Consider the following 21,981-nt stretch of genomic DNA (forward strand, 5'->3'; position numbering starts at 1 on the left):
CCCCAGGCCCCAGGCCCAAAGCTCAAAATCCAAAATCCAAAATCTGGAATTTTGAATTATTATTCCATTACTCCATTATTCCATTACTCCAACACTCCAAATCAATTAACCAATTAACCAAAAACCCTCACCCATTTGAAAACACTCGTATTCGCAACACAGAACAAGCATAAAATTGAAGAAATCAACGCTGTGCTGCAAACCAACATGGTTCAGCAGCAAAACCCAATCTGGAATATTATCGGGCTGGCCGAAATCAATTGTTTTGAAGATATTCACGAAACCAGTGACACACTCGAAGGCAATGCCTTGCAAAAAGCGCTCTACGTCAAAAACAACTTCGGGCACGACTGCTTTGCCGATGATACTGGCCTTGAAGTTGATGCGCTTGATGGAAGGCCGGGGATTTATTCGGCTCGCTATGCAGGGTCGCACAGGAGTTTTGATGATAACATCAGCAAGATTCTCGAAGAGCTTAAAGATGAGAGAATAAGAAACGCCCGGTTTCGCACCGTTGTTGCCCTGGTGCTAGGTTCGGATCATTATTTTTTTGAGGGGAAGGTTGAAGGCCGCATTATTCATGAAAGGCATGGAAGCAGCGGCTTTGGATACGACCCTGTTTTCGTGCCTGACGGATTTGAAAAAACTTTCGCGGAAATGACATTGGATGAAAAGAATCAAATTAGCCATCGTGCGCTGGCTGTGAAAAAACTCATTAATTTTCTTAAGACTTATGATTCACACCGTTGATGTATTTCCGGCGTTTTCCATGCCAGTGAATGGATTCTTCGATGGCCATAGTAAACAGTTCCTTCATTTCAAGGCCCATGTTCCTGGCCATCTTAGGGACAATGCTGTTTTGTGACAATCCCGGAATAGAATTCACTTCAAGAAAATAAAATTCCTCGCCTGAAAGCATATAATCGAAGCGCACAATGCCTTTGCAATTCAATTTTTCATACAGAAATGCGGAAAGATCCTGACACTTTTTAGTCAGCTCGTCGCTGATGCGTGCCGGCACAATTTCATCAGCCATGCCATCGGTATATTTTGCTTCGTAATCGAAAAACTCCTTTTTGCTAACTACCTCGCAAAGCGGAAGAATAACAAGTTCATCCTTATACCTGAGCAAGCCACAGGTAATTTCAATTCCTTTCAATAATTTCTGAACCAAGACTTCATCATCGTGCCGGAATGCCTCTTCAATGGCTGGTACAAGCTCATCCTCATTTTTAACTTTTGTAATTCCTACACTCGAACCGTTCTTGTTGGGTTTTACAAAACATGGCAATCCTAATTGATCCACCAGGATTTGTGAATCAAAGTTTTTGCCAAGCTTTAAGATCTGAAGTTTGCCGGTTTTAATTCCGAGGTTCTCAACCACCAGGTTCGTAAAGAATTTGTTGAAGGTCAAAGATGAAGTGTAAACATCGCAAGCGGTGTAAGGGATGCCAAGCATATCAAAATATCCCTGAAGCTTGCCATCCTCTCCCGGTGTGCCGTGAATGGCAATAAACACACAATCGAAAAAATACTTTTTACCATCGAGTGTCAGGGAAAAATCGTTTTTATCAACGTAAGTCCTGCTTGTTGCTTCCTGGAATATCCAGTCCTTGCCCTGAATAACGACTGTAAATACATGGAACAGGTTTTTATCAAGCTGTTGGCTGATCACTTTAGCGCTGTTCAGCGAAATTTCAAGTTCACCGCTGCTTCCACCGGTAATGAGTGCAATATTTTTCTTCATAATACCTTTTTTCAGGGATTGGTTGAATGTATGGGTTAACAAATTCAGTTAATGCCGGCTGCCACGGCGTCCGGTCAATGCTTTGGTTTAATTCATATCTTTGCCCCGGTCAGACAATAAACAAAGCTTTGTTGGTGTTATTAAGTGTGTTCGCAATCAACTATTGCCGGGCCGAAAAACGGACTAAAAGTACACAAAATGAGTTTGGGTCGGTTTCTAATCAGCAGGATTTTTTTCAAGCAACTTTTAATTGCATTTGTCATTGTAGTAGTTCTGGTATTCCTGGCATGGCAGGGCCTGGCAATTTACACACAGCATGGCAAGCATCTCAGTGTGCCTGATTTTTCAGGACTCACTCTTTCAGATATTGATAAATATCGCATTGGACAGGATTTTGAATTTGTCGTGCTGGATTCTGTTTACGATAATTCGCTGCCGAAAGGGAGCATTGTTGTGCAAGATCCACAACCCAATTCATTGGTAAAACAGGGTCGGAAGATTTACCTTACCACCGTTGCTATTCTTCCTGAAAAAGTGCAAATCCCCGATCTGGTTGACCTTACTTTCCGGCAGGCTGTTTCATCGCTTGAAACGCATGGCTTATTGGTTGGCAAACTTGAATACATTCCCGATATAGCTAAAAATGCAGTTCTGCAACAACTTTTTGAAGGCGAAGTAATTGCGCCGGGAACATTCGTACTCAAGGGCTCGCAGATTGACCTGGTACTTGGCCAGGGCCTCGGAAGTGAAAGAATTTCCGTTCCATTTCTTCTTGGTCTGACCCAGGCCGAAGCTCACCACCTTATACGTGAAAACTTTCTTAACACCGGTGCAAACATTTTTGAAAGCGGTGCAGATAGCAACGCCAGGGTCTATAAGCAAAATCCGCCCTGGAAAGCAGATGCATATCTCAAAATGGGCCAACAGATTGACTTATGGTACCGTGCTGAACTTGATTTTAATTTTGACTCCTTGTTGCATATTTATCTTCCTGACACGTTGTTATACAACGACAGCATTTACTCTGATCCTATCTTTTAATTATGATCCGTACAATAACAATTTTAATAACCTTCATCCTGCTTGTCGGAATTTTACCAGCGCAGGAAGTTTTAACAGGGCTTCAGGTTAATACAACGGTAAAAGGGGCAATTGCAGCACAAGGCAAGCCATCATTAAAAAATGATGTCCTGCTCACGCTGCCTTTCTTCGATGATTTTTCTGACGGGGAAGTCTTTCCGGCTTCAGCACGCTGGACTGATCATGATGTGTTTATTAATACTGACTACCCGGTATTTCCAATCACTGCCGGGGTGGCTACATTCGATGCCATTGATGCCAACGGTGAACTTCATTCAAATGCTTCTGACAATCGCTTCAGGTCTGATTATCTAACTTCACATCCAGTTCGTCTTGATTCTGTTTTTCTGCCTGAACCCAAAGCGCTTGATGCATCGGATTCAATTTACCTGAGCTTCTATTATCAGCCCGAAGGCCTGGGATTTGCCCCTGCCGAAGGCGACTCCCTTGTACTTGAGTTCTTTCACGATCATGCAGTTGATTCCCTGAAACAATGGGTGAAAGTGTGGAGCACTCCGGGGATGACATTGAATGCATTTTTTGCCCTTCATGGTTCGTACTTCAAGAATGTTATGATTCCAATTGTGGATACGGCATACCTAAAACCAGGATTCAGGTTCAGGTTCTATAATATTGCCAGCATCCGCTACCCCACTGCTCCAAGTTGGCAAAGCAACCGCGATCATTGGCATGTTGATTACATTTACATCAATGCCGGTCGCTCAATCGATGATGTTTTTTATCCCGATATAGCCCTGGTAAACAATCCGGGTAGTTTGCTGAAAAATTATCAGGCAATGCCCTACCGCCAATACAAACAAAACTTTGTGAATGAAATGCGCGACTCGCTCCGGGTGCGGGTCAGCAATCTTAATAATGCAGCAACTACAGGATCGTATAGTTATACTGTTACCCGATCCGATGGCAGTCACTTACAAACCTATGAATCTGGTAATTTTACTTTTCAACCCTTTGCCAATGCAGGTTACGTGAGCCAGCCAGCTATTGCCAGGCCGCCAGTAAGCTTTGTTTTTCCTGTAAATAACGATCAAGAAGCAATCTTCAAGATCACACATATTTTGAAAAGCCAGGATAATTATATTCCTGGACCTAACGACACTTTACATTTTACCCAATCTTTCCGCGATTATTACGCTTATGATGATGGAACAGCCGAAGCTGGCTATGGGCTGTCAAGTGCAGGGGGCATGATGGCGTACAAGTTTCGCCTGAATTCACCGGATACACTAACCTCGGTGAGCATTTTCTTTAATCAGACACTGAACGATGCCAACCAGCGATATTTTCATTTTCAGGTTTGGAACGACATTGGAGGAAAACCCGGGGATCTTATTTATGAGCAACTCTTTGACAGGGTTGAATACGGCGAGGGCCTTAACGGTTTTCGGGCCTACAATTTCAACGAGCATATTTTTATTGACAATGCCGGGTTTCCCGGCCTCGTGTTTTACGTTGGTCTGGAACAAACCACTGCCGATCTCCTGAATATTGGGTTGGATCGCAACAACATAGCCAACGAGCAAATGTTCTATTTTCTGGGTGATACATGGTTCAACTCAATGTTTGACGGCGCTTTGATGATACGGCCGGTTTTGGGTACCACTGGTGTTTCGGGCATCGGGCCAGGTTTTGCGGCAAGCATTCCTTTGCTCGTTTTTCCGAACCCCGCATGCGATGGGTTTATTAATATAAAGATTGATGAGCAGTTGATAGGATCAGGCATATTTCAAATCCTGAACCTGACCGGTGTTTTGATGCAGGAAGGTACAATCAGCAAGCGCATGGATATTTCGTACCTGCCTTCCGGGATGTATCTGTTGCGCTTAATTAGCGGCCAACAAACCGGAGTTACGCGTTTCACGGTTCTTAGGTAAACGCAATCCCTGAAATGAACGATCTCATAGAACTTCTGGAAGAAGAAACCGATCTTTACGAGCACCACCGCCTGGTTGTTGACAAAGGCCAGGGTTTGTTGCGTATGGACAAGTTCCTCATGGGCCGCCTTGAGAATGTGACCCGAAACAGGATACAAATTGCAACCCATGCAGGCAACATCCTGGTAAATGGCAAAGCCGTAAAACCCAACTACAGGGTCAAACCAAACGATGTGATAACCATTGTTCTGGCTCAGCCTCCACGTGAGTTTGAGCTAATTCCCGAAAACCTACCTATTCATATAGTTTATGAAGACAATGATGTTTTGTTGGTGAATAAAGAAGCCGGAATGGTTGTGCATCCCGGATATGCGAATTTTACAGGAACATTGGTGAATGCACTGCTGTTTTATTTCCAGCAGAAAAACTATGGTGAGGGAACCTATCCTTATTTGGTTCACAGAATTGACAAGGATACAAGTGGAATATTGCTGGTAGCAAAAAATGAACTTGCTCAAACACGGCTTGCACGCGACTTTTTCGAGCACACTATAGCAAGGAAATATATCGCCTTGGTTTGGGGCGATGTTGCAGAGGATGAAGGCACAATTGAAGGACATATTGGGCGCAGCGCCAAGGACAGGCGGGTCATGTTCGTTTATCCGGATGGTGAATATGGTAAACCGGCCATCACACATTATAATGTAATGGAGCGTTTTGGCTATGTGACCCTGCTTGAGTGCCAGCTTGAAACCGGACGAACTCACCAGATCAGGGCGCATATGCGTTTTATCGGGCATCCATTGTTTAATGATGAAAAATATGGTGGGAACCAAATTCTAAAAGGAACAACTTTCACAAAATACAAGCAGTTTGTTCAGAATTGCTTCAATCTGATTCCGCGGCAGGCCTTGCATGCAAAATCGCTTGGATTCAAACATCCCATTACTGGAAAGGAATTGCATTTTGATTCTGAATTGCCAGCGGACATGCAAGCCGCAATAGATAAATGGAGAAAGTATTCCATTTCAGGCCATCAGTTGGAGTAGAGTTGCCGGTCAATAATTAGTTTGTGCCTGCTGGTAGAGCCATTGTTGCGCGATATAGTAACAATATAAACCCCGCGTTTTAGCTCTGATGTATTCAGGTTTATCGAATATAGGTTCTTAATCCCGTACTGCCATGAAGTTACTGGCCGTCCGGTAATATCAGTTACATGAAATATTAACTCCTCATCATCATGGTTGCCTAAAAGCATGGTCACATTGTCGTTGGCCGGATTTGGAAACATCCCCGGAACAACATTTATATAATTTTCACGAACCAGGGTATCGGTGCTGTACTCGTTTTTTACAATCAGGGTAACATCATAATCCCCATAGGTATAGTAAGTAATATGACCCGGATCTCTGCCAGTTACCTCAGCAGGTTCGCCACCCTGAAAAATCCATTTCCATTCAGTGGGTTCACCAATTGAGATGTCTCTGAAACCAATGCTCTGGCCGGCCTGCAAAGCACTGGTATCTGCAAGGAAGAGAGAAACCACCTGCAATACATTAAAAGTTCCTTGAAGTTTTTCCACCCCTGTGTTATCAGGATCCAGCCAGTATTTTAACTGCCTGTCCGGTGTATCACCCATTGACTCCCATGATTTGGCAATTTTCCCATAATAATCCGCACCGGTCAGGTTTGTGCAGGAAGCCGCACCACCCGTAAGCTGACCCACAATCAGTCCTTCATTATTAAAAATTGGCGATCCCGAAGAACCTCCTTCGGTAACACCATGTCCGTTTTGTGTTTCGCTCCATCTCACCTGCCAGTACATGTTTGGAGTATTGGAGTTAAAGTTGCTCGAAACCAAAGGTTCAGTGTATGTTGAAATCTTTTTGATGTCTCCCTTAGGATGATGGATACCAACGCCTGACGGTGAAGAAGAGTCAACTCTTGACCATCCGTTGAAATAGGGTAATACTGCCGGCGGTAATTCATTGTTAAGAAGTACAAGGCAGAAATCACTTCCCATATACGAATTACCACCGCCTATATTGGCTTTAAGTGATGCACCTGTGAGCGATACTGCTGGTGGTTCTATCATCGGTGTCGGACAATCGCTGGCTTCATAATTGAAATAAAAAACCCACTGGCCTATGTCAGATTCGGAAGCATAGGTAGAACCTGAGCGGGCGCAGTGATCGGCGGTAAAAAGATAGGGTTGGTAGTCAAAGCGGGTATTGTTTAAAAGGCTACCGGAGCATCTGAAAACGGTACTTCCCACACGCGAATTGATCTTTACGATTCCTCTTTTCTGATCCTGCCAACCGAAACCTTCGATACAATTTACATTAACATTGCATGAACCGGAGCTTCTAAACTGTTTTAGATCATTGTTTTCAATTTTGTAAGCATACAACAAATCCGTGATGGTGAATGAAGGTTGTTCTGGCACATCAGCAGGAACAACCATTTCAATGATCAGCGATTCGCCGGAAATCAGCTCTGTAGCGAATAGGCCGCTTTCATGATTATTTTGCTGAGTAAAGGCACCAATGAGTTTGGTTCTTTTAACATTGTAAACATATAACTCACACCCTTGTGGGAGATAAAAATCCTCGAAATATAATGATAATTGCTTTGCTTTTTCAGAGCCGATGAGCAATCGCCATTGCTTGCTGTTATTTGGGAGACGTTTCCAGACTCCATTATTGTAAGGCGTAATTTGAATTGGCAGGAGTACGCCTATTCTTTCGGCTACACCCCATTTGCCCGCTTCTTCATCTTCCTTGAGCAAGGTTTCGGTTTCCGGAGCAGGAACCATTACTGTTTGAATTGTTGGATCATCCGATTTTTGTATGAACCCCGGAGGGATACCACCACTACTGATCTGCGCGGCAGCAAGGAATGGTAACAATAAGGCAAATACGAATACTGATTTTATGAGTATCAATTTCAAGGCTGCAGCAAAGTGTTTAAACGATCTGGTCATGTATGAACAAAGATTGATTAGAAAATTGAGGGTAAAAGTAGCAATTATCAACGATAACGTTGAAAATTGCAAAAACATATCTTTTGGTTTCGATGGGTTGTAATGGTTCACCACCATGGTTCAGCCAATAACCTTCTTAAAGTTGCTATTTCGCTAATGATCGTTTTTGTTAACACATACGGATCGCATAATGAATCCAATACATTACAAACGGTTTATGTATTTTTGCATGGTTCTGATTACTCATTTGAATTTCACTCAATACCTTAGGAAATGATTATTGTTACCGGCGCAGCGGGATTTATAGGCAGTATTTTGGTTGGCAGGCTGAACGAGGATAAGATTGATGATCTTGTGCTCGTTGATGACTTTTCAACTCAAAGCAAGCAGAGTAATTTTGAAAATAAGAGTTTCCGGTGTTTGGTCAACCGGAATGATTTTCACCACTGGTTACTGCAACATCAGGGCGATGTGCGCTTCGTGTTTCATATTGGTGCCCGAACCGATACAACCGAAGTCAATCAGGATATTTTTGACGCACTGAACCTGAATTACTCCAAAATGATTTTCGAAATGTGCGCCAATGCTGGCATCCCGCTTGTTTATGCTTCATCAGCAGCTACCTATGGACAGGGTGAGCATGGCTACAGCGATAATCATTCACTGGTTGAAAAGCTTCAGCCTTTAAATTCTTATGGCAAATCAAAAAATGACTTTGATAAATGGGTTCTGAAGCAAAAGAAAATGCCACCTTTTTGGGCCGGGATGAAGTTCTTTAATGTATATGGACCAAACGAGTACCATAAAAACCGGATGGCCAGTGTTATCTTTCATGCTTACAACCAGATGAAAAATTCCGGTAAAGTGAATCTTTTCCGGTCGCATCATCCTGATTTTGCTGATGGAGGGCAACTCCGCGATTTTGTTTATGTGAAAGACGTGGTTGAGGTACTGATGTTTTTAATGCGGACGCAACCCGAATCAGGTATTTACAATCTTGGAACCGGTAAAGCCCGTAGTTTTGCCGATCTTGCAAAGGCTACATTTGTTGCTGCAGGTTCAGAAGAAAACATAATTTATATTGACACGCCAGCTGATATCCGCGACAAGTACCAATATTTTACTGAAGCTGACATGCATAAGCTTCGCCGGGCCGGCTATAAGCATGCTTTCCATACTCTTGAAGAAGGGATAAAGGACTATGTTGCAAATTACCTCGAGAAAAAGCTGTACTTCTAATAATTAAAGGAACTACCTTGCCTCCTTCTGAAGATTATCCAGTTCGTCCTTAATAGAAGTAAGGAATTCGCGCATTACCTTGAGGGATTTCACCAATTCAAATTCCTGGAGAGTGTCCTGTGGATTGTTTTTTAATTTTTCTTTTGCACCTTGCAAGGTGTAACCTCTTTCTTTAACCAGGTTGAAGATGAGATGGAAGTTGTCAACATCAGTGCGGGTAAACAAGCGGTTGCCTTTTTTATTTCGCTGTGGTTTTATGATCTCAAATTCATTTTCCCAAAAGCGGATCATGCTCGTGTTAACCCCAAAGAGTTTAGCTACCTCACCAATGGTGAAATACATTTTCTCAATTTGTTTTTTAGAGCGGGGCATCTTTGAAAAAATCAATCCATCGTTTGACCAGGGCGGGCTGAGAGTTCAATCAACTGGTCGTATTCTTCGGGTGTGATATCGCTGTAAAAGAAGTGAATTGGGTTGACCGGCTTACCATTACGCCTAACCTCATAATGAAGGTGCGGGGCAGTTGATTTCCCGGTATTGCCAACATAGCCAATAACTTGTCCGCGTTTGATCTGCTGACCTCTTTTAACGTTGAATTTTGATAAATGGGCATACAGGGTTTCATAACTAAACCCATGATTTATCACAACATAATTTCCATATCCAACTTTCAAACGCTCAACCTTGGTAACAACACCATCGCCAGTAGCATAAATTTCGGTTCCAACCGGCGCAGTAAAATCAACGCCTTCGTGGAATTTCTTGATTTTGTAAAACGGATCGGTACGGTAGCCATAAAATGAACCAATGCGGCGCAAATCACGATTACTTACCGGTTGAATGGCCGGAAGTGCAGCAAGCAGTTTTTCTTTATTCTTAGCCATATCAAATACTTCGTCGAAAGATTTTGACTGAACATAAAGTTTGCTGCTGATGATATCAATCTTCTGGGCTGTGTTGACAACAATATCCGAATGAGCAAATCCGCTGAGTCTTGCATATCTGTCTGTTCCACCGAAACCTGCTTTACGCATGGAGGTGGGAACCGGTTCGGCCTCAAAAATTACACGGTAAATATTATCGTCGCGGTCCTGCAGATCTTCGAGCACAGTGTACAATTGATCAAGCCTGTCGTTAAGGATTTCGTAATTCAGTTTCAGGTTCTCAATTTCACGATGCTGCATCTTTTCCTTGGGCGACTCAAGAAAATTATAGGCAAAAACAATTACAACTGTAGCGAAAACTACTCCGGTAAGCATGTGTGAAAAAAACCGGCGAAGTCGGTCTTTAGATGTAACCTGTACTTTTTCAAACTCAAGTGTTTTGTTGTTGAAACGATACCTGTTTTTAGCCATCCTAAAGAATTATTGGAGAATATAATGGGTTCGCAAAATTAGGAATGAGAATTGCCCTCGGGTCACAAAATTAATAAATAAAAGTAACTTTGCAAGTTTTTGATAAAACTGACCTATTAACAGCCATTATTTTACGAATTTTTAACTCTATGAACTCATCTGAGGTAAGAAAAAAATTTTTGCAATTCTTTGAGAGCAAGGGCCATCAGATTGTTTCTTCGGCGCCGATGGTGGTTAAGGACGACCCGACACTGATGTTTACAAATGCCGGTATGAACCAGTTCAAGGATATCTTTCTTGGCAATAGCCCGGCAAAGTACAAGAGGGTGGTGAATACGCAAAAGTGCCTTCGCGTTTCAGGAAAGCATAACGACCTCGAAGAAGTGGGGCACGATACTTACCACCACACCATGTTCGAAATGCTTGGCAATTGGTCTTTTGGCGATTATTTCAAGAAAGAAGCCATTGCATGGGCCTGGGAATTATTGACAGGGGTGTATAAAATTTCGCCTGAGCATTTGTACGTTACCGTTTTTGGCGGCGATGAACACGATGGAATCCTATGGGACGAAGAGGCTTTCGGTTATTGGAATGAAATTGTTACCGAAGATAAAATCCTTAAAGGAAACAAAAAGGATAACTTCTGGGAAATGGGCGATACCGGTCCATGTGGCCCATGTTCAGAAATTCATATTGACTTAAGAAGTGATTCTGAAAAATCTCTGGTTCCAGGAAAAGACTTAGTAAACACAGGGCATCCACAGGTTATTGAGATTTGGAACCTTGTGTTTATTCAGTTTAACCGCCAATCGGATGGCAGGCTGGTTTCACTGCCGGCTCAGCATGTGGATACAGGTATGGGTTTCGAACGATTGTGTATGGCTTTGCAACATAAACAATCAAATTACGATACCGATGTTTTTCAACCCGTAATCCGTAAAATTGAGTCAATTACCGGTTTTAAATATGGAATCAAAACCGAGACAGACATTGCCATGCGCGTTATTGCTGACCATCTCAGAGCCGTAAGCTTTGCTATTGCTGATGGTCAACTTCCGTCGAATAATAAAGCCGGTTATGTGATCCGAAGGATACTGCGCCGGGCAGTCCGGTATGGATATAGTTATCTTGAACGCAAAGAGCCGTTTATCTTCGAACTTCTTCCAGTACTTGTTGGAGAAATGGGTGATTTTTTTCCAGAACTCAAATCACAGCAGCAAATTATAAGTAAGGTAATTCATGAAGAAGAAGCTTCATTTATCAGAACCCTGGCCACCGGAATCAACCGGTTTAAGAACTACACCAGGGAAGAGAAACATGGTGGTGTAATTTCAGGATCGTTTGCTTTTGAACTTTATGATACCTATGGTTTTCCGATTGATTTGACCCAACTCATGGCCCGCGAAGAGAACCTTGAAGTTGACATGAAGCAATTCGAATCTGAGCTCAGCCTTCAGAAGCAACGTTCGCGCAATGACGCAGTTGTGGAAACCAGCGATTGGATCATGCTGAGCCACGAAAGCGAAACCAGGTTCACAGGTTGGGATGAAACCAAGGCACAGGTGAATCTTTTAAGGTATCGTTTAGTCAAATCCAAAGGAAAGGATCTTATTCATGCCATCACTGACATTACTCCTTTTTACCCCGAAAGTGGAGGGCAAATTGGCGACAAAGGTTTCTTCGAGCAGAATGGCGTCCATTATCAGGTTATTGACACCCGCAAAGAAAACAACCTGATAATTCATATTCTTGAATCTTTTCCAGCAAAGCCGGAACCTGTCTTCGATGCGATTGTTGATGTCGGAAGCAGGACGCTCACAGCCAATAATCACTCGGCTACACATTTAATGCACGAGGGCTTGCGTAAAATTCTGGGATCGCATGTTGAGCAGAAAGGTTCGTACGTGGGGCCGGATTACCTGCGTTTTGACTTTTCGCATTTCAGTAAAATGACCCAGGAAGAGATCAAAGCGGTTGAGGCGTTTGTGAACCAGAAGATCAGGATGAACCTTCCGATTGACGAACACCGCAACATGCCACGGCATGATGCTGAGAAAATCGGCGCCTTGATGTTTTTTGGTGAAAAGTATGGTGAAGAGGTCCGTGTGATCCGTTTCGGCGAATCCGTTGAACTCTGCGGAGGAACTCATGTTTCTGCTACCGGGCAAATCGGATTGTTCCGGATCATCTCGGAAAGTGCAATTGCGGCTGGCATTCGGCGGATTGAGGCTGTAACTGCCACAAAAGCTGACGAATATATTGAAAACAAGATTGCTTTGCTGGATGAACTGGCTGGCTTGATTAAAAATACTGCCGATCCACTCAAGGGACTTAAGAATTTGTTGGATCAGAACAACCTGTTGCAAAAACAGTTAGCTGAAAAGGATAGTTTGCTTGCACAAATTGAGAAAGACAAGCTTTTAGCGCTTGCCATCCCTATTAATAATATGAATCTTGTAACGCAAACCACACAGCTTGATGCAAATGCTATTAAAGAATTAGCCTATGATCTGAAGGAAAACGGGGAGCGATTGGTAATGTTATTAGGTTCGGTAAAAGATTCAAAACCAAACCTCAGCCTGATTATAAGTAAGGATTTGCTTGCTGAAGGCAAACTTGATGCAAGTAAAATGATAAGGGAGTTAGCGAAAGAAATCCAGGGTGGAGGAGGAGGGCAACCTTATTTTGCAACCGCAGGCGGGAAAAATGTCATAGGCATTGACATTGCATTCGATAAAATTCGTCAGATGCTCCAAGATTAAACTTCAGCATTGCTGAATCGCTGTGATACAAAAGAATGTAAAGTCTGGTATATTGAGGGTATTATTGAGTTTTACAAACTTTTTCATTAAAGAATTGTTAACCTTTATGCATTACTACTGATAAGTCGTGATACGATTAAACATCTCAAATATTTACTACTAATCCTTTCCATAGGGCAAAAGTCATCAACACAAAACCAGCAGACATCAATGGTTAACTATTCCATCACTGATCTTGAAAAAATAACTGGGATCAAAGCGCACACTATTCGTATCTGGGAAAAACGCTACCGGGTTGTAACTCCCGAACGTACCACAACAAACATCCGCTATTATTCTGACAATGATCTGAAAAGGCTACTGAATATTTCTATGCTTAACCGCTATGGTTACCGGATTTCTTCAATCGTAAAGATGTCGACAGATGAGTTGAGTAAAAAAGTGATGGATATTTCAGAGAGTTCAAATGATTATAATCTTCAGATCGAGCACCTCATTGTATCTATGATGGAGCTAAATGAAGAAAAGTTTGAAAAAGTTCTTTCCAATGCCCTAATAAAACTCGGTTTCGAAAATGCGGTTACAGGTATCATTTATCCATTTCTCGAAAAAGTCGGGATACTCTGGTTAGTTGGCACCATTAATCCTGCACAGGAGCATTTTATTGTAAATCTTATCCGCCAAAAAATTATTGCAGCCATTGATGGTCTGATGGTAACCCCATCGCCTGAGGCTAAGAAATTCATTCTTTTTCTTCCGCCAGGCGAATTGCATGAATTAAGTCTTCTTTTTTCCTGGTACATGTTAAAAAAGCATGGTCATAAAGTGCTTTATTTCGGACAATCACTTCCCATCGAGGATTTAAAAAAAGTGTCACAAATCCAGGCTCCGGATTATATGCTCACTGTAATCACTGCAGCACAAACAAACGAACAGTACCTTTATCTGATTAATACTCTGTCAAGAGGCCTCCCTGATGTCGTAATCTTTATTACAGGATTGCAAACCCGCGAGCATCTAATCAGCCTGCCTGAAAACATCATCCTTCTTGAGAACCCGAGCGATATCCCTGATTTTATTTCCGTATAGATTAGCGGGCATTTCCATTTTTTTTATTTCAAAAGCATACCTGAGTACGATTTAATGGTATCAGGATTATGACACCGACAACCTGTCACGAAACATGTAGTCGCATAAAACTACTTAACTGTCTATTAAATAGGATTATAAAATTATGATTAATATCTACTGTTTAATATGCATGATTTTTGTATGAACTAAGTGAAGTAATTCTTAATAGATGTAACAAGCATGGAATCAGTCAAATAATGACGTACAATATTTTTTAACAAATTTTTAACAGTTTTTGATACCCGGAAACCTGACTTTGTGTTTAACTTTGCTTCATCAAGATTTAAACAAACAAAATTATTAATCAAATCCCGAACCATTATGACAGCGATCGAATTCAACCTCGAATTAATCAATCTGCATAGCAGCCTTAAATTTTTTGCCAATACTCTTGCCTCAAGTTCCGAAGAAGCTGACGACCTGATTCAGGATACATACCTTAAAGCTTTAACCAACCGGGATAAGTTTGCCGAGAATACAAATCTGAAAGCCTGGACATACACAATAATGAAGAACACTTTCATTAATAATTACAGGCGCAATGTAAAAGCCAGCACTATTGTTGATTCCACCAAGGATCTTTATTATCTGAATGTTCCACGCAGAGAGCAGCAATTTACACCTGAGGGCGAACTTTCAACCAAGGAAATCCATGCCAGCATCCTTGAACTGGATGAAGAGCAAAGATTGCCATTTGAAATGCATACTGCCGGATATAAGTACAAGGAGATTGCTGATGAGCTGAATCTATCCATAGGCACAGTGAAAAGCCGCATTTTCTTTACCCGCAAAAAATTGATGGAAGCTCTTAAAGAATTTCAGAATTAAGTGTGAATTTCTTAGGATTATGAATCTGATCAGGTTCGGTTAGCCTATAACCGGACTTTTTTTTGCAACACTTTATTTATGACTCTGCTGAAGCGTGCCTTAGGTTCAGCATAACTATGGCAAACATCAGTATTAATGCACTGATCCATTGTACTGCTGTTAATTGCTGCTTGTTTATGAGATAATCAAGGAGTATAGCTGTGAGGGGAAAACATAATTCGCAAATTGTTGCAACCATAGCCCGCACGTGCCTCAAACCATAATAATACAGGAAAATGGCCCCAGAACCAGTGGTAAATGCTATGATGAAGAAAATAAGCCAGTTACGTGTGGTTGTCAACGCCAATTGTTCAAATTGGTTCGTAAGAATAACAAAAATCAACATAAGTACAGTAGTAAAGCCATAGCGGTAAAAAGTGGCTGTATGGAATGAATACCGGTTCAGAATTTTTTTCCCAAAAACCGTTGCACTTCCAAAAGAAGCTGCAGCAAGCAGTGCAAACAAAGAAGCATAAATTGTCTGTCTATTTGTTTCTACATCCGGAAGTTTGAACCCAAAAGTTAAAAAGTAGCCTGCAAATATAGCCAGAATCGCCCAGATAAAAAACCCCTTGCGTGGCCTTTCGCCGAGCATAATGGCTGCCAGAGCAATTGCAAAAATTGGCTGGGTTTTCTGCAAAAGAACTACTATACTCAGTTTCTTAAACTCGACTAAAAAAAGTGCTTTCACTATGGATAGTGTACCAATAGCTCCTCCGAACAAGGCAACCAATAACAAAATTCCTACATCAGCCCTTGTAAATTCCTTTACATGCCTGTATTCCCTGAACAGGAAAATATTCATGATTGTGAATGGAATCAGATGTAGCATAAATACCACGTACCCAACATCAAGGTTGTAAAGATTTGGCGTGAGTACGATGCCATCAACACCCCACATTGCTGCCGCAAAGCAGATAGCTATGGCTCCTGAAATTGCTGCCCTTCTGTTATTGGTTAATGGATTTGGTGTCATTTTTTGGTCATCCGAAAATTATACAATGTTCATACAGTGTTCAAACAATGGTCATACAATGGTCAAACAGTAGTGGAGCGATGGTCATACAATGATCATACGATTGTAGAGCAAGCCGCTTTGCCCTTTGCTCTAAGCCCTTCGCTCCTTGCTACTCTACAAAAATGTTCCCGCCTCTTCTTTAACAGCTCCAATCGCCCTGGCAACCGGATCATGTTCAAGAGAAGCATGTAATTCGAGAAGCCTGGAGGCCAGATCATGTGCCTGCGAATCACCACGCAATTGGCCAGCCGCAGAATTTATCAGCCTGATCATCTCTTCCCGCGCAGTTCGTACCAATTCCCAGGCTCCACTTGAGATATACAGTTGTTGTGATAAATTGTGGTCGAATTCATCCCTGATGTTTTGAACCAGCAAAGCTTGAAACTGCAGGGCGTTTATACCCGGTTGGCTGATACGCAAAATCAGATGGTTAGGTGAAATGCGTTCGAGCAACAAAATTATCCTCTCGTAGGCTTGCATGCGAACCGGAAAAATTTCTTTTTGCATGGCCCGGTGACGCTCATTTTCAAACTTCAAAGCTTCATGCTTAAAAAATCTGTGAATTATCAGATATACCGCCAGCAACATGATAGCCGCCGGAAGAGTATATTTTAAGATTTCGAGAAAAATTAGCATAGCCAGGAATCTGATTTACAGTTTTCAATTCGGTGGCAAATATCGCTAAATAGTTTGAAATGGCCATTTCATCATCATTTCAATTAAAGCAATGGCTAAATATTTAGAGGCATATAATGTCATTAACAATTTACTTGTTTTTACTTACATTTGCCCTTTCATCAACTCATCAAAAACTACAGAATATGGACTGGATATCGCAGCGGATAAACAATCTTTCAGAATCGGAAACCCTTGCCATGACTCGCAAATGCCGGGAGTTAAAAGCTATGGGGCATCATGTCATAAATCTCAGCATTGGCGAACCCGATTTCAACACCCCCGAATTTATTAAGGAAGCAGCGAAAACCGCTATTGATCAAAACTTTACGCATTATCCGCCGGTTGCAGGATATCTGGAACTCCGGGAGGCAATCTGCCAAAAACTTAAACGCGACAACAATCTTGATTACAAGCCGGAACAAATCATCGTTTCAGGAGGGGCCAAGCATTCCATCGCAAATGTTATTCTCTCTCTTGTTGATCCTGGTGATGAGGTGCTGGTTCCGATTCCTTATTGGGTTTCATATAAAGAACTCATAAAACTTGCTGAAGGAGTTCCGGTATATATTGAGGCTCCTATCAGCCAGGATTTCAAGATCACACCTGAACAACTTGAAGCTTCTATTACACCCCTTACCAAGCTGATGATTTACAGCAGTCCCTGTAATCCTTCAGGCTCAGTTTATACAAAGAGCGAGCTGGAAGCCTTAGCTAATGTTTTGGTTAAATATCCGCGCGTACATGTTATTTCTGATGAGATTTATGAACACATAAACTTTACAGGCAAGCACGAGAGTGTTGCACAGTTTGATAGCATCAAAGGCCAGGTTATAGTGATCAATGGTGTTTCAAAAGGTTTTAGTATGACCGGCTGGCGTCTGGGATATATGGCTGGTCCGCTGTCAATTGCCAAGGCTTGCGACAAATTGCAGGGGCAGGTTACATCAGGCATTTGCACCATTTCACAGCGTGCTGCTATTACCGCTTTGCTTGCCGATCCAAATGAATCGAAGGATTTGAAAGAAATGCAACAGGCTTTTCTCAATCGGCGTAACCTTGTACTCAAGCTGCTGCGTGAAATTCCTAATATAATAGTTAATGAACCTCCAGGGGCATTTTATGTGTTCCCTAATTTCACTGCATACACTGGCAAGATGCATGGTTCGCAGAAAATTGAAAACTGCGATCAACTCTGTGATTATATCTTGAACGAAGTTCATGTAGCACTTGTACCAGGTTCTGCATTCGGAAATCCAAATTGCATCCGGATTTCATACGCCGCATCCGAAGAGCAATTGATTGAGGCAGTTGCGCGTATTCGCAAAGCGCTTGATAAGCTGAGTTAGCTTTGCTGAGTCTTTTTTGGAAAAACATTCTGTTGAAAATCGTTGTTATAAAACTTAAATTTCCGAACCTTGATTGATCATAACCTGCTACGGCAAATCTTTGATGACTTCAGCAATGTTCATGCGCTTGTAATTGGCGATGTGATGGTTGATGCATATTTATATGGACAGGTTGACAGGATTTCGCCTGAAGCACCAGTGCCGGTTGTGTCGCTTACAAGCAGGAAAAATATGCTCGGCGGAGCTGCCAATGTTGCCCTCAACATCAAAGCGCTTGGTGCGTCCCCTTTGCTTTTTTCAGTGATCGGTAAAGATCGTAAAAGCCAGGAATTCCTTGAATTGATGGCAAAAGAAAACCTTGATACTAGTGGAATACTTGAAAGCCAGGAAAGGATTACAACAACCAAATTCCGCATTATTGGCAATAAGAACCAGATGCTGCGGGTTGATGAAGAGATTACCAGCGACTTAACTCCAGCAATTGAAAACTTGCTCTTTGAAAATATCTCATCTGTGATCCGGGAGAAAACAATACAGGTCATAGTTCTTCAGGATTACAACAAGGGAGTTCTCACAAAATCACTTATCGAAAAAGTTACTGGTTTGGCACAAACCAGAAATATACCCGTGGTTGTTGACCCAAAGAAAAAGAATTTTGAAACCTACCGGGGAGTGAAACTGTTTAAACCCAACCTGAAAGAATTGCGCGAAGGGTTGAAAACCAATTTCCATGCTTCTGATAAAACATCCCTGATTGAAAGTATTGCATTACTACAGGAAAATCAACAACTTGAAATGGTAATGGTAACGCTTGGCGATGAGGGCCTTGTAGTACGTTTCAAAGAACATGATCAATATAAGGTAGATATCCTTGCCGCACATTTGAGATCCATTTCGGATGTTTCAGGAGCCGGAGATACAGTGATAAGCGTTGCAGCAATTGGTGTTGCCCTTGGTGTTGAACCTTATATTATGGCCTTTATTGCGAACCTTGCCGGTGGAATAGTTTGCGAATATTCCGGTGTGGTTCCTATTGATAAAGATCGCTTGCTTCGTGAAGTGTTGAATATAGACATTGGGGGAAACGTATGAACCAGGCCTCCAATACGAAGGTTGCACCCGAAAAGAAAAAGGAGCAGATACAGCAGATGTTTAACAGCATCGCTCACCGTTATGACTTTTTAAATCATTTTTTATCTTTAGGCATTGACCGGCTCTGGCGAAAACGGCTTGTAAAAATTGTCAGAACCTTTAAGCCACGCCTTATTCTTGATGTTGCTACCGGCACAGCAGATCTTGCCATTGAACTGGCTATGATAAATCCTGAAAAAATTACCGGCGTGGATATTTCAGAAAAAATGCTGGAATTTGGGCAGCAAAAGCTGATGAAGCTTAAGCTGGATCAAAAAATCACCCTTAAACATTCTGATGCTGAGAAACTACCTTTCAGCGATAAATCATTCGATCTTGTTGCGGTAGCCTTTGGGGTCAGAAATTTTGAAAACCTGCAAAAAGGCCTGAAAGAAATTAACAGAGTGCTCAAAGTCAATGGAAATATTGCCGTGCTTGAGTTCACCATGCCATCATATTTTCCTGTAAAACAGCTATACAAGTTTTATTTCAAGCATCTTCTCCCGCGGTTCGGACGCTGGATTTCCCGCGATTTGGGCGCATATTCCTACCTTCCTGAGTCAGTTGAAACTTTTCCACATGGCAAGGCTTTTGCCGCTGAGTTAGAAACAGCAGGTTTTAGCAGTGTGAAAACCTATCCGTTAACATTTGGGATTGCCAGTATTTATGTTGCAGCGAAGTCGTAAAAATAAAATCACAAGTAGGCCGTTAATCATTACATTATCCAAAAGTAAATGATGATTCCTAAAAAGCCCGTCCTGTTTTTGTTTTCTTTGCTTGTAATCCAAAGTTGTGTCGAGCTTTCAGCACAAACCAAGAGACCACATAATCTTATTCATTTCGATCACAAGCCCTATAATTTTGGTTTCACACTTGGGATCAACCAGATGTTGTTCTCAATTGAACATATGCCTTTATACACCCACACAATTTACACCCCCGAGCAAACACCTGATATACCCGCCGATTGGGCAAGGTTAAATACTGTTGAATCCAACCCAAACTGGGGCTTTACCATTGGAATTGTATCAAACCTGCGTCTGGCCAATTATTTCGATTTGCGTTTTATCCCTTCGCTTTCATTTGGCGAACGCAATTTGGAATATCTTATTGAAAGAGAGTTTCAGGGCGTTGTGGAAAACATTATTGTTAGGAAGCCTATACAATCCACTTTTGTTGATTTTCCACTGCTTGTAAAATATAAATCCAAACGATTAAATAATATCCGCAGTTATCTGATCGCTGGCCCAAAATATTCTATTGACCTTATTTCTGATGCCCGGCGAAGTGAGAAAACGGATGGAACAGTAATCAAGCTTTTCAGAAATGATATTTACTTCGACCTTGGCGTTGGATTTGATTTTTATAACGAGTATTTTAAATTTGGAACCGAAATCAGGATGTCATACGGCTTGAGAAACCTGCTTAAAAAGGAAAACATCATTTATACAGAAGGCATTGATCAGTTAAGATCTAAGATTTTCACCCTGGCGTTCACATTTGAATAAAAAAATTTGGGGGTCATGTTTTGTGGATTTAAAAAAAGTACTACTTTTGCAGTCCCGAAACAAAACGGCCCGTTCGTCTAGGGGTTAGGACGCCAGGTTTTCATCCTGGTAACAGGGGTTCGATTCCCCTACGGGCTACAAAAAAGTTAGAAAGAATAAGCAATGGCAAATCACAAATCAGCAATAAAACGCATCAGGGCAACTGAGAAAAAGAGATTATACAACAGGTATTATGCCCGTACCATGCGTAACGCAATTAAGGAATTCCGTTTAATGACGGACAAAAAGGAAGCAGGCGAAAAACTTCCGGGAATAGTTTCCATGATTGACAGAATGTCAAAAAGGAATATCATTCACAAGAACAAAGCTGCTAACCTTAAGTCAAAGTTGACCAGGAAGGTGAATTCTCTATAGTAATTCTTTTCCATGGTTTGTTTGGGGGGGTCATTATGGAAACATAATGACCCTTTTTCTTATTTTAGCATTCTAAAACCATCACCATGGAAACCTACGACAAAAAGCCATCCATCCGTCAATGGGCCGAAGACGAACGCCCACGCGAAAAACTTTTACTAAAGGGAAAAAGTGCTCTCAGCGATGCTGAGTTACTTGCCATCCTTATTTCTTCGGGCAATAAAGAAGAATCAGCCGTTGATCTGTGCAAACGCATTCTCAGTTCAGTAGAAAACAACCTTGTTGAACTTTCAAAACTTGATGTAAAGAGTCTGTCGAAGTTCAAAGGGATTGGTGAAGCCAAAGCCTTAGCAATCGTTGCAGCCCTTGAACTTGGGCGCAGACGCCGTGCCGCAGATTCCTTGCAGAAACCCTCTATAAGCACCAGCAGGGATGCTTACGAAATTGTGCAAAGCCTGATTGGCGAGAGCCAATACGAGCAATTCTGGATATTGCTGCTTAACCGTGCCAATAAAGTAATTCGCAAAGAAAATATAAGTGATGGCGGTATAACAGGTACTGTTGCAGACCCAAAACGGATTTTCAAAATTGCGATTGATCACAGCGCGTGTTACATCATTTTGGCGCATAACCATCCTTCAGGAAACCTGCGCCCAAGTGAAGATGATATTAAACTGACCCGTAAAATCAAACAATCCGGTGACCTGCTCGACATCAAAGTGCTGGATCATATCATTGCCGGTGAGAATAATTACTATAGTTTTGCTGATGAAGGATTAATTTAAAATTCAAGAAATTCAAGATTCAATATTCTTGATTCAAGATTC

At 41.8% G+C, this 21,981-nt stretch carries 20 protein-coding genes and 1 tRNA gene; 15 read left to right on the forward strand and 6 right to left on the reverse strand.

All coding sequences use genetic code 11. The features are described 5' to 3' along the window. The first annotated feature begins 135 nt into the window (after nt 1–135). Nucleotides 136–750 (forward strand): non-canonical purine NTP diphosphatase, encoded by a 615-nt coding sequence (locus IH597_06850; protein ID MBE0662169.1) that lies wholly within the window; start codon nt 136–138, stop codon nt 748–750. Here the strand turns inward: IH597_06850 and IH597_06855 are convergent. Next, nucleotides 725–1,747: a D-alanine--D-alanine ligase gene (locus IH597_06855; GenBank protein MBE0662170.1), complete on the reverse strand. Its 1,023-nt coding sequence runs from the start codon at nt 1,745–1,747 to the stop codon at nt 725–727. The genes IH597_06850 and IH597_06855 overlap by 26 nt on opposite strands. Nucleotides 1,748–1,945: 198 nt before the next feature. On the opposite strand from IH597_06855, the gene IH597_06860 reads away from it, so the two are divergent. Genes IH597_06860 through IH597_06870 form a run of 3 tightly spaced genes read left to right on the forward strand, consistent with a single transcriptional unit; the run spans nt 1,946 to nt 5,771 of the window. Beyond that, a complete protein-coding gene (locus IH597_06860) occupies nt 1,946–2,788 on the forward strand; it encodes a PASTA domain-containing protein (GenBank protein ID MBE0662171.1) in 843 nt (280 codons plus the stop codon). 2 nt (nt 2,789–2,790) lie between these two features. After that, complete coding sequence (locus tag IH597_06865; protein MBE0662172.1) at nt 2,791–4,722, forward strand: T9SS type A sorting domain-containing protein; 1,932 nt, start codon at nt 2,791–2,793, stop codon at nt 4,720–4,722. A 14-nt stretch (nt 4,723–4,736) separates the two neighbouring features. Continuing rightward, nucleotides 4,737–5,771, forward strand: coding sequence for an RluA family pseudouridine synthase (locus tag IH597_06870; protein ID MBE0662173.1), 1,035 nt, complete (start codon nt 4,737–4,739; stop codon nt 5,769–5,771). Here the strand turns inward: IH597_06870 and IH597_06875 are convergent. Beyond that, the gene (locus IH597_06875) at nt 5,759–7,705 is read right to left on the reverse strand and encodes a T9SS type A sorting domain-containing protein (protein MBE0662174.1); all 1,947 of its coding nucleotides are present in this window, start codon (nt 7,703–7,705) and stop codon (nt 5,759–5,761) included. The genes IH597_06870 and IH597_06875 overlap by 13 nt on opposite strands. Nucleotides 7,706–7,978: 273 nt before the next feature. Between IH597_06875 and rfaD the strand changes: the two genes are divergently transcribed. After that, nucleotides 7,979–8,944, forward strand: a complete 966-nt coding sequence (gene rfaD / locus IH597_06880; GenBank protein ID MBE0662175.1) for an ADP-glyceromanno-heptose 6-epimerase — start codon at nt 7,979–7,981, stop codon at nt 8,942–8,944. Between the two features lie 12 nt (nt 8,945–8,956). Here the strand turns inward: rfaD and IH597_06885 are convergent, their stop codons facing one another. Together IH597_06885 and IH597_06890 are read right to left on the reverse strand one after the other, a co-directional pair. Then, entirely contained in the window at nt 8,957–9,316 is a 360-nt protein-coding gene (locus IH597_06885; protein ID MBE0662176.1) for a MerR family transcriptional regulator, read from the reverse strand. An 11-nt stretch (nt 9,317–9,327) separates the two neighbouring features. Continuing rightward, nucleotides 9,328–10,299: a M23 family metallopeptidase gene (locus IH597_06890; GenBank protein ID MBE0662177.1), complete on the reverse strand. Its 972-nt coding sequence runs from the start codon at nt 10,297–10,299 to the stop codon at nt 9,328–9,330. A gap of 149 nt (nt 10,300–10,448) precedes the next feature. On the opposite strand from IH597_06890, the gene alaS reads away from it, so the two are divergent. The 3 genes from alaS (at nt 10,449) to IH597_06905 (ending at nt 15,020) form a co-directional block, all read left to right on the forward strand. Next, complete coding sequence (alaS, locus tag IH597_06895; protein MBE0662178.1) at nt 10,449–13,061, forward strand: alanine--tRNA ligase; 2,613 nt, start codon at nt 10,449–10,451, stop codon at nt 13,059–13,061. 210 nt (nt 13,062–13,271) lie between these two features. Then, complete coding sequence (locus IH597_06900) at nt 13,272–14,150, forward strand: MerR family transcriptional regulator (GenBank protein ID MBE0662179.1); 879 nt, start codon at nt 13,272–13,274, stop codon at nt 14,148–14,150. 363 nt (nt 14,151–14,513) lie between these two features. Further along, nucleotides 14,514–15,020: an RNA polymerase sigma factor gene (locus IH597_06905; GenBank protein ID MBE0662180.1), complete on the forward strand. Its 507-nt coding sequence runs from the start codon at nt 14,514–14,516 to the stop codon at nt 15,018–15,020. A gap of 76 nt (nt 15,021–15,096) precedes the next feature. Here IH597_06905 and IH597_06910 read toward each other — a convergent pair whose 3' ends face one another. Further along, nucleotides 15,097–16,035, reverse strand: a complete 939-nt coding sequence (locus IH597_06910; protein MBE0662181.1) for an EamA family transporter — start codon at nt 16,033–16,035, stop codon at nt 15,097–15,099. A gap of 156 nt (nt 16,036–16,191) precedes the next feature. Beyond that, nucleotides 16,192–16,713 carry a hypothetical protein gene (locus IH597_06915; protein MBE0662182.1) on the reverse strand — a complete coding sequence of 174 codons (522 nt, stop codon included), beginning with the start codon at nt 16,711–16,713 and terminating at the stop codon, nt 16,192–16,194. A gap of 185 nt (nt 16,714–16,898) precedes the next feature. On the opposite strand from IH597_06915, the gene IH597_06920 reads away from it, so the two are divergent. From IH597_06920 to radC, 7 genes are all read left to right on the forward strand, one after another. Further along, nucleotides 16,899–18,101: a pyridoxal phosphate-dependent aminotransferase gene (locus IH597_06920; GenBank protein MBE0662183.1), complete on the forward strand. Its 1,203-nt coding sequence runs from the start codon at nt 16,899–16,901 to the stop codon at nt 18,099–18,101. Between the two features lie 72 nt (nt 18,102–18,173). Further along, nucleotides 18,174–19,193: a D-glycero-beta-D-manno-heptose-7-phosphate kinase gene (locus tag IH597_06925; protein MBE0662184.1), complete on the forward strand. Its 1,020-nt coding sequence runs from the start codon at nt 18,174–18,176 to the stop codon at nt 19,191–19,193. Then, entirely contained in the window at nt 19,190–19,918 is a 729-nt protein-coding gene (gene ubiE / locus IH597_06930; protein ID MBE0662185.1) for a bifunctional demethylmenaquinone methyltransferase/2-methoxy-6-polyprenyl-1,4-benzoquinol methylase UbiE, read from the forward strand. Before IH597_06925 ends, ubiE begins: the two co-directional genes overlap by 4 nt. 48 nt (nt 19,919–19,966) lie before the next feature. Then, a complete protein-coding gene (locus tag IH597_06935) occupies nt 19,967–20,740 on the forward strand; it encodes a PorT family protein (GenBank protein ID MBE0662186.1) in 774 nt (257 codons plus the stop codon). A gap of 66 nt (nt 20,741–20,806) precedes the next feature. Then, a tRNA-Glu gene (locus IH597_06940) sits at nt 20,807–20,878 on the forward strand. Nucleotides 20,879–20,902: 24 nt separating this feature from the next. Next, nucleotides 20,903–21,154 (forward strand): 30S ribosomal protein S20, encoded by a 252-nt coding sequence (locus tag IH597_06945; GenBank protein MBE0662187.1) that lies wholly within the window; start codon nt 20,903–20,905, stop codon nt 21,152–21,154. A gap of 86 nt (nt 21,155–21,240) precedes the next feature. Beyond that, nucleotides 21,241–21,939, forward strand: a complete 699-nt coding sequence (gene radC / locus IH597_06950; GenBank protein ID MBE0662188.1) for a DNA repair protein RadC — start codon at nt 21,241–21,243, stop codon at nt 21,937–21,939. Nucleotides 21,940–21,981 lie beyond the last annotated feature (42 nt).

This window comes from Bacteroidales bacterium (assembly GCA_014860575.1).
GTDB lineage: Bacteria > Bacteroidota > Bacteroidia > Bacteroidales > JAAYJT01 > JAAYJT01.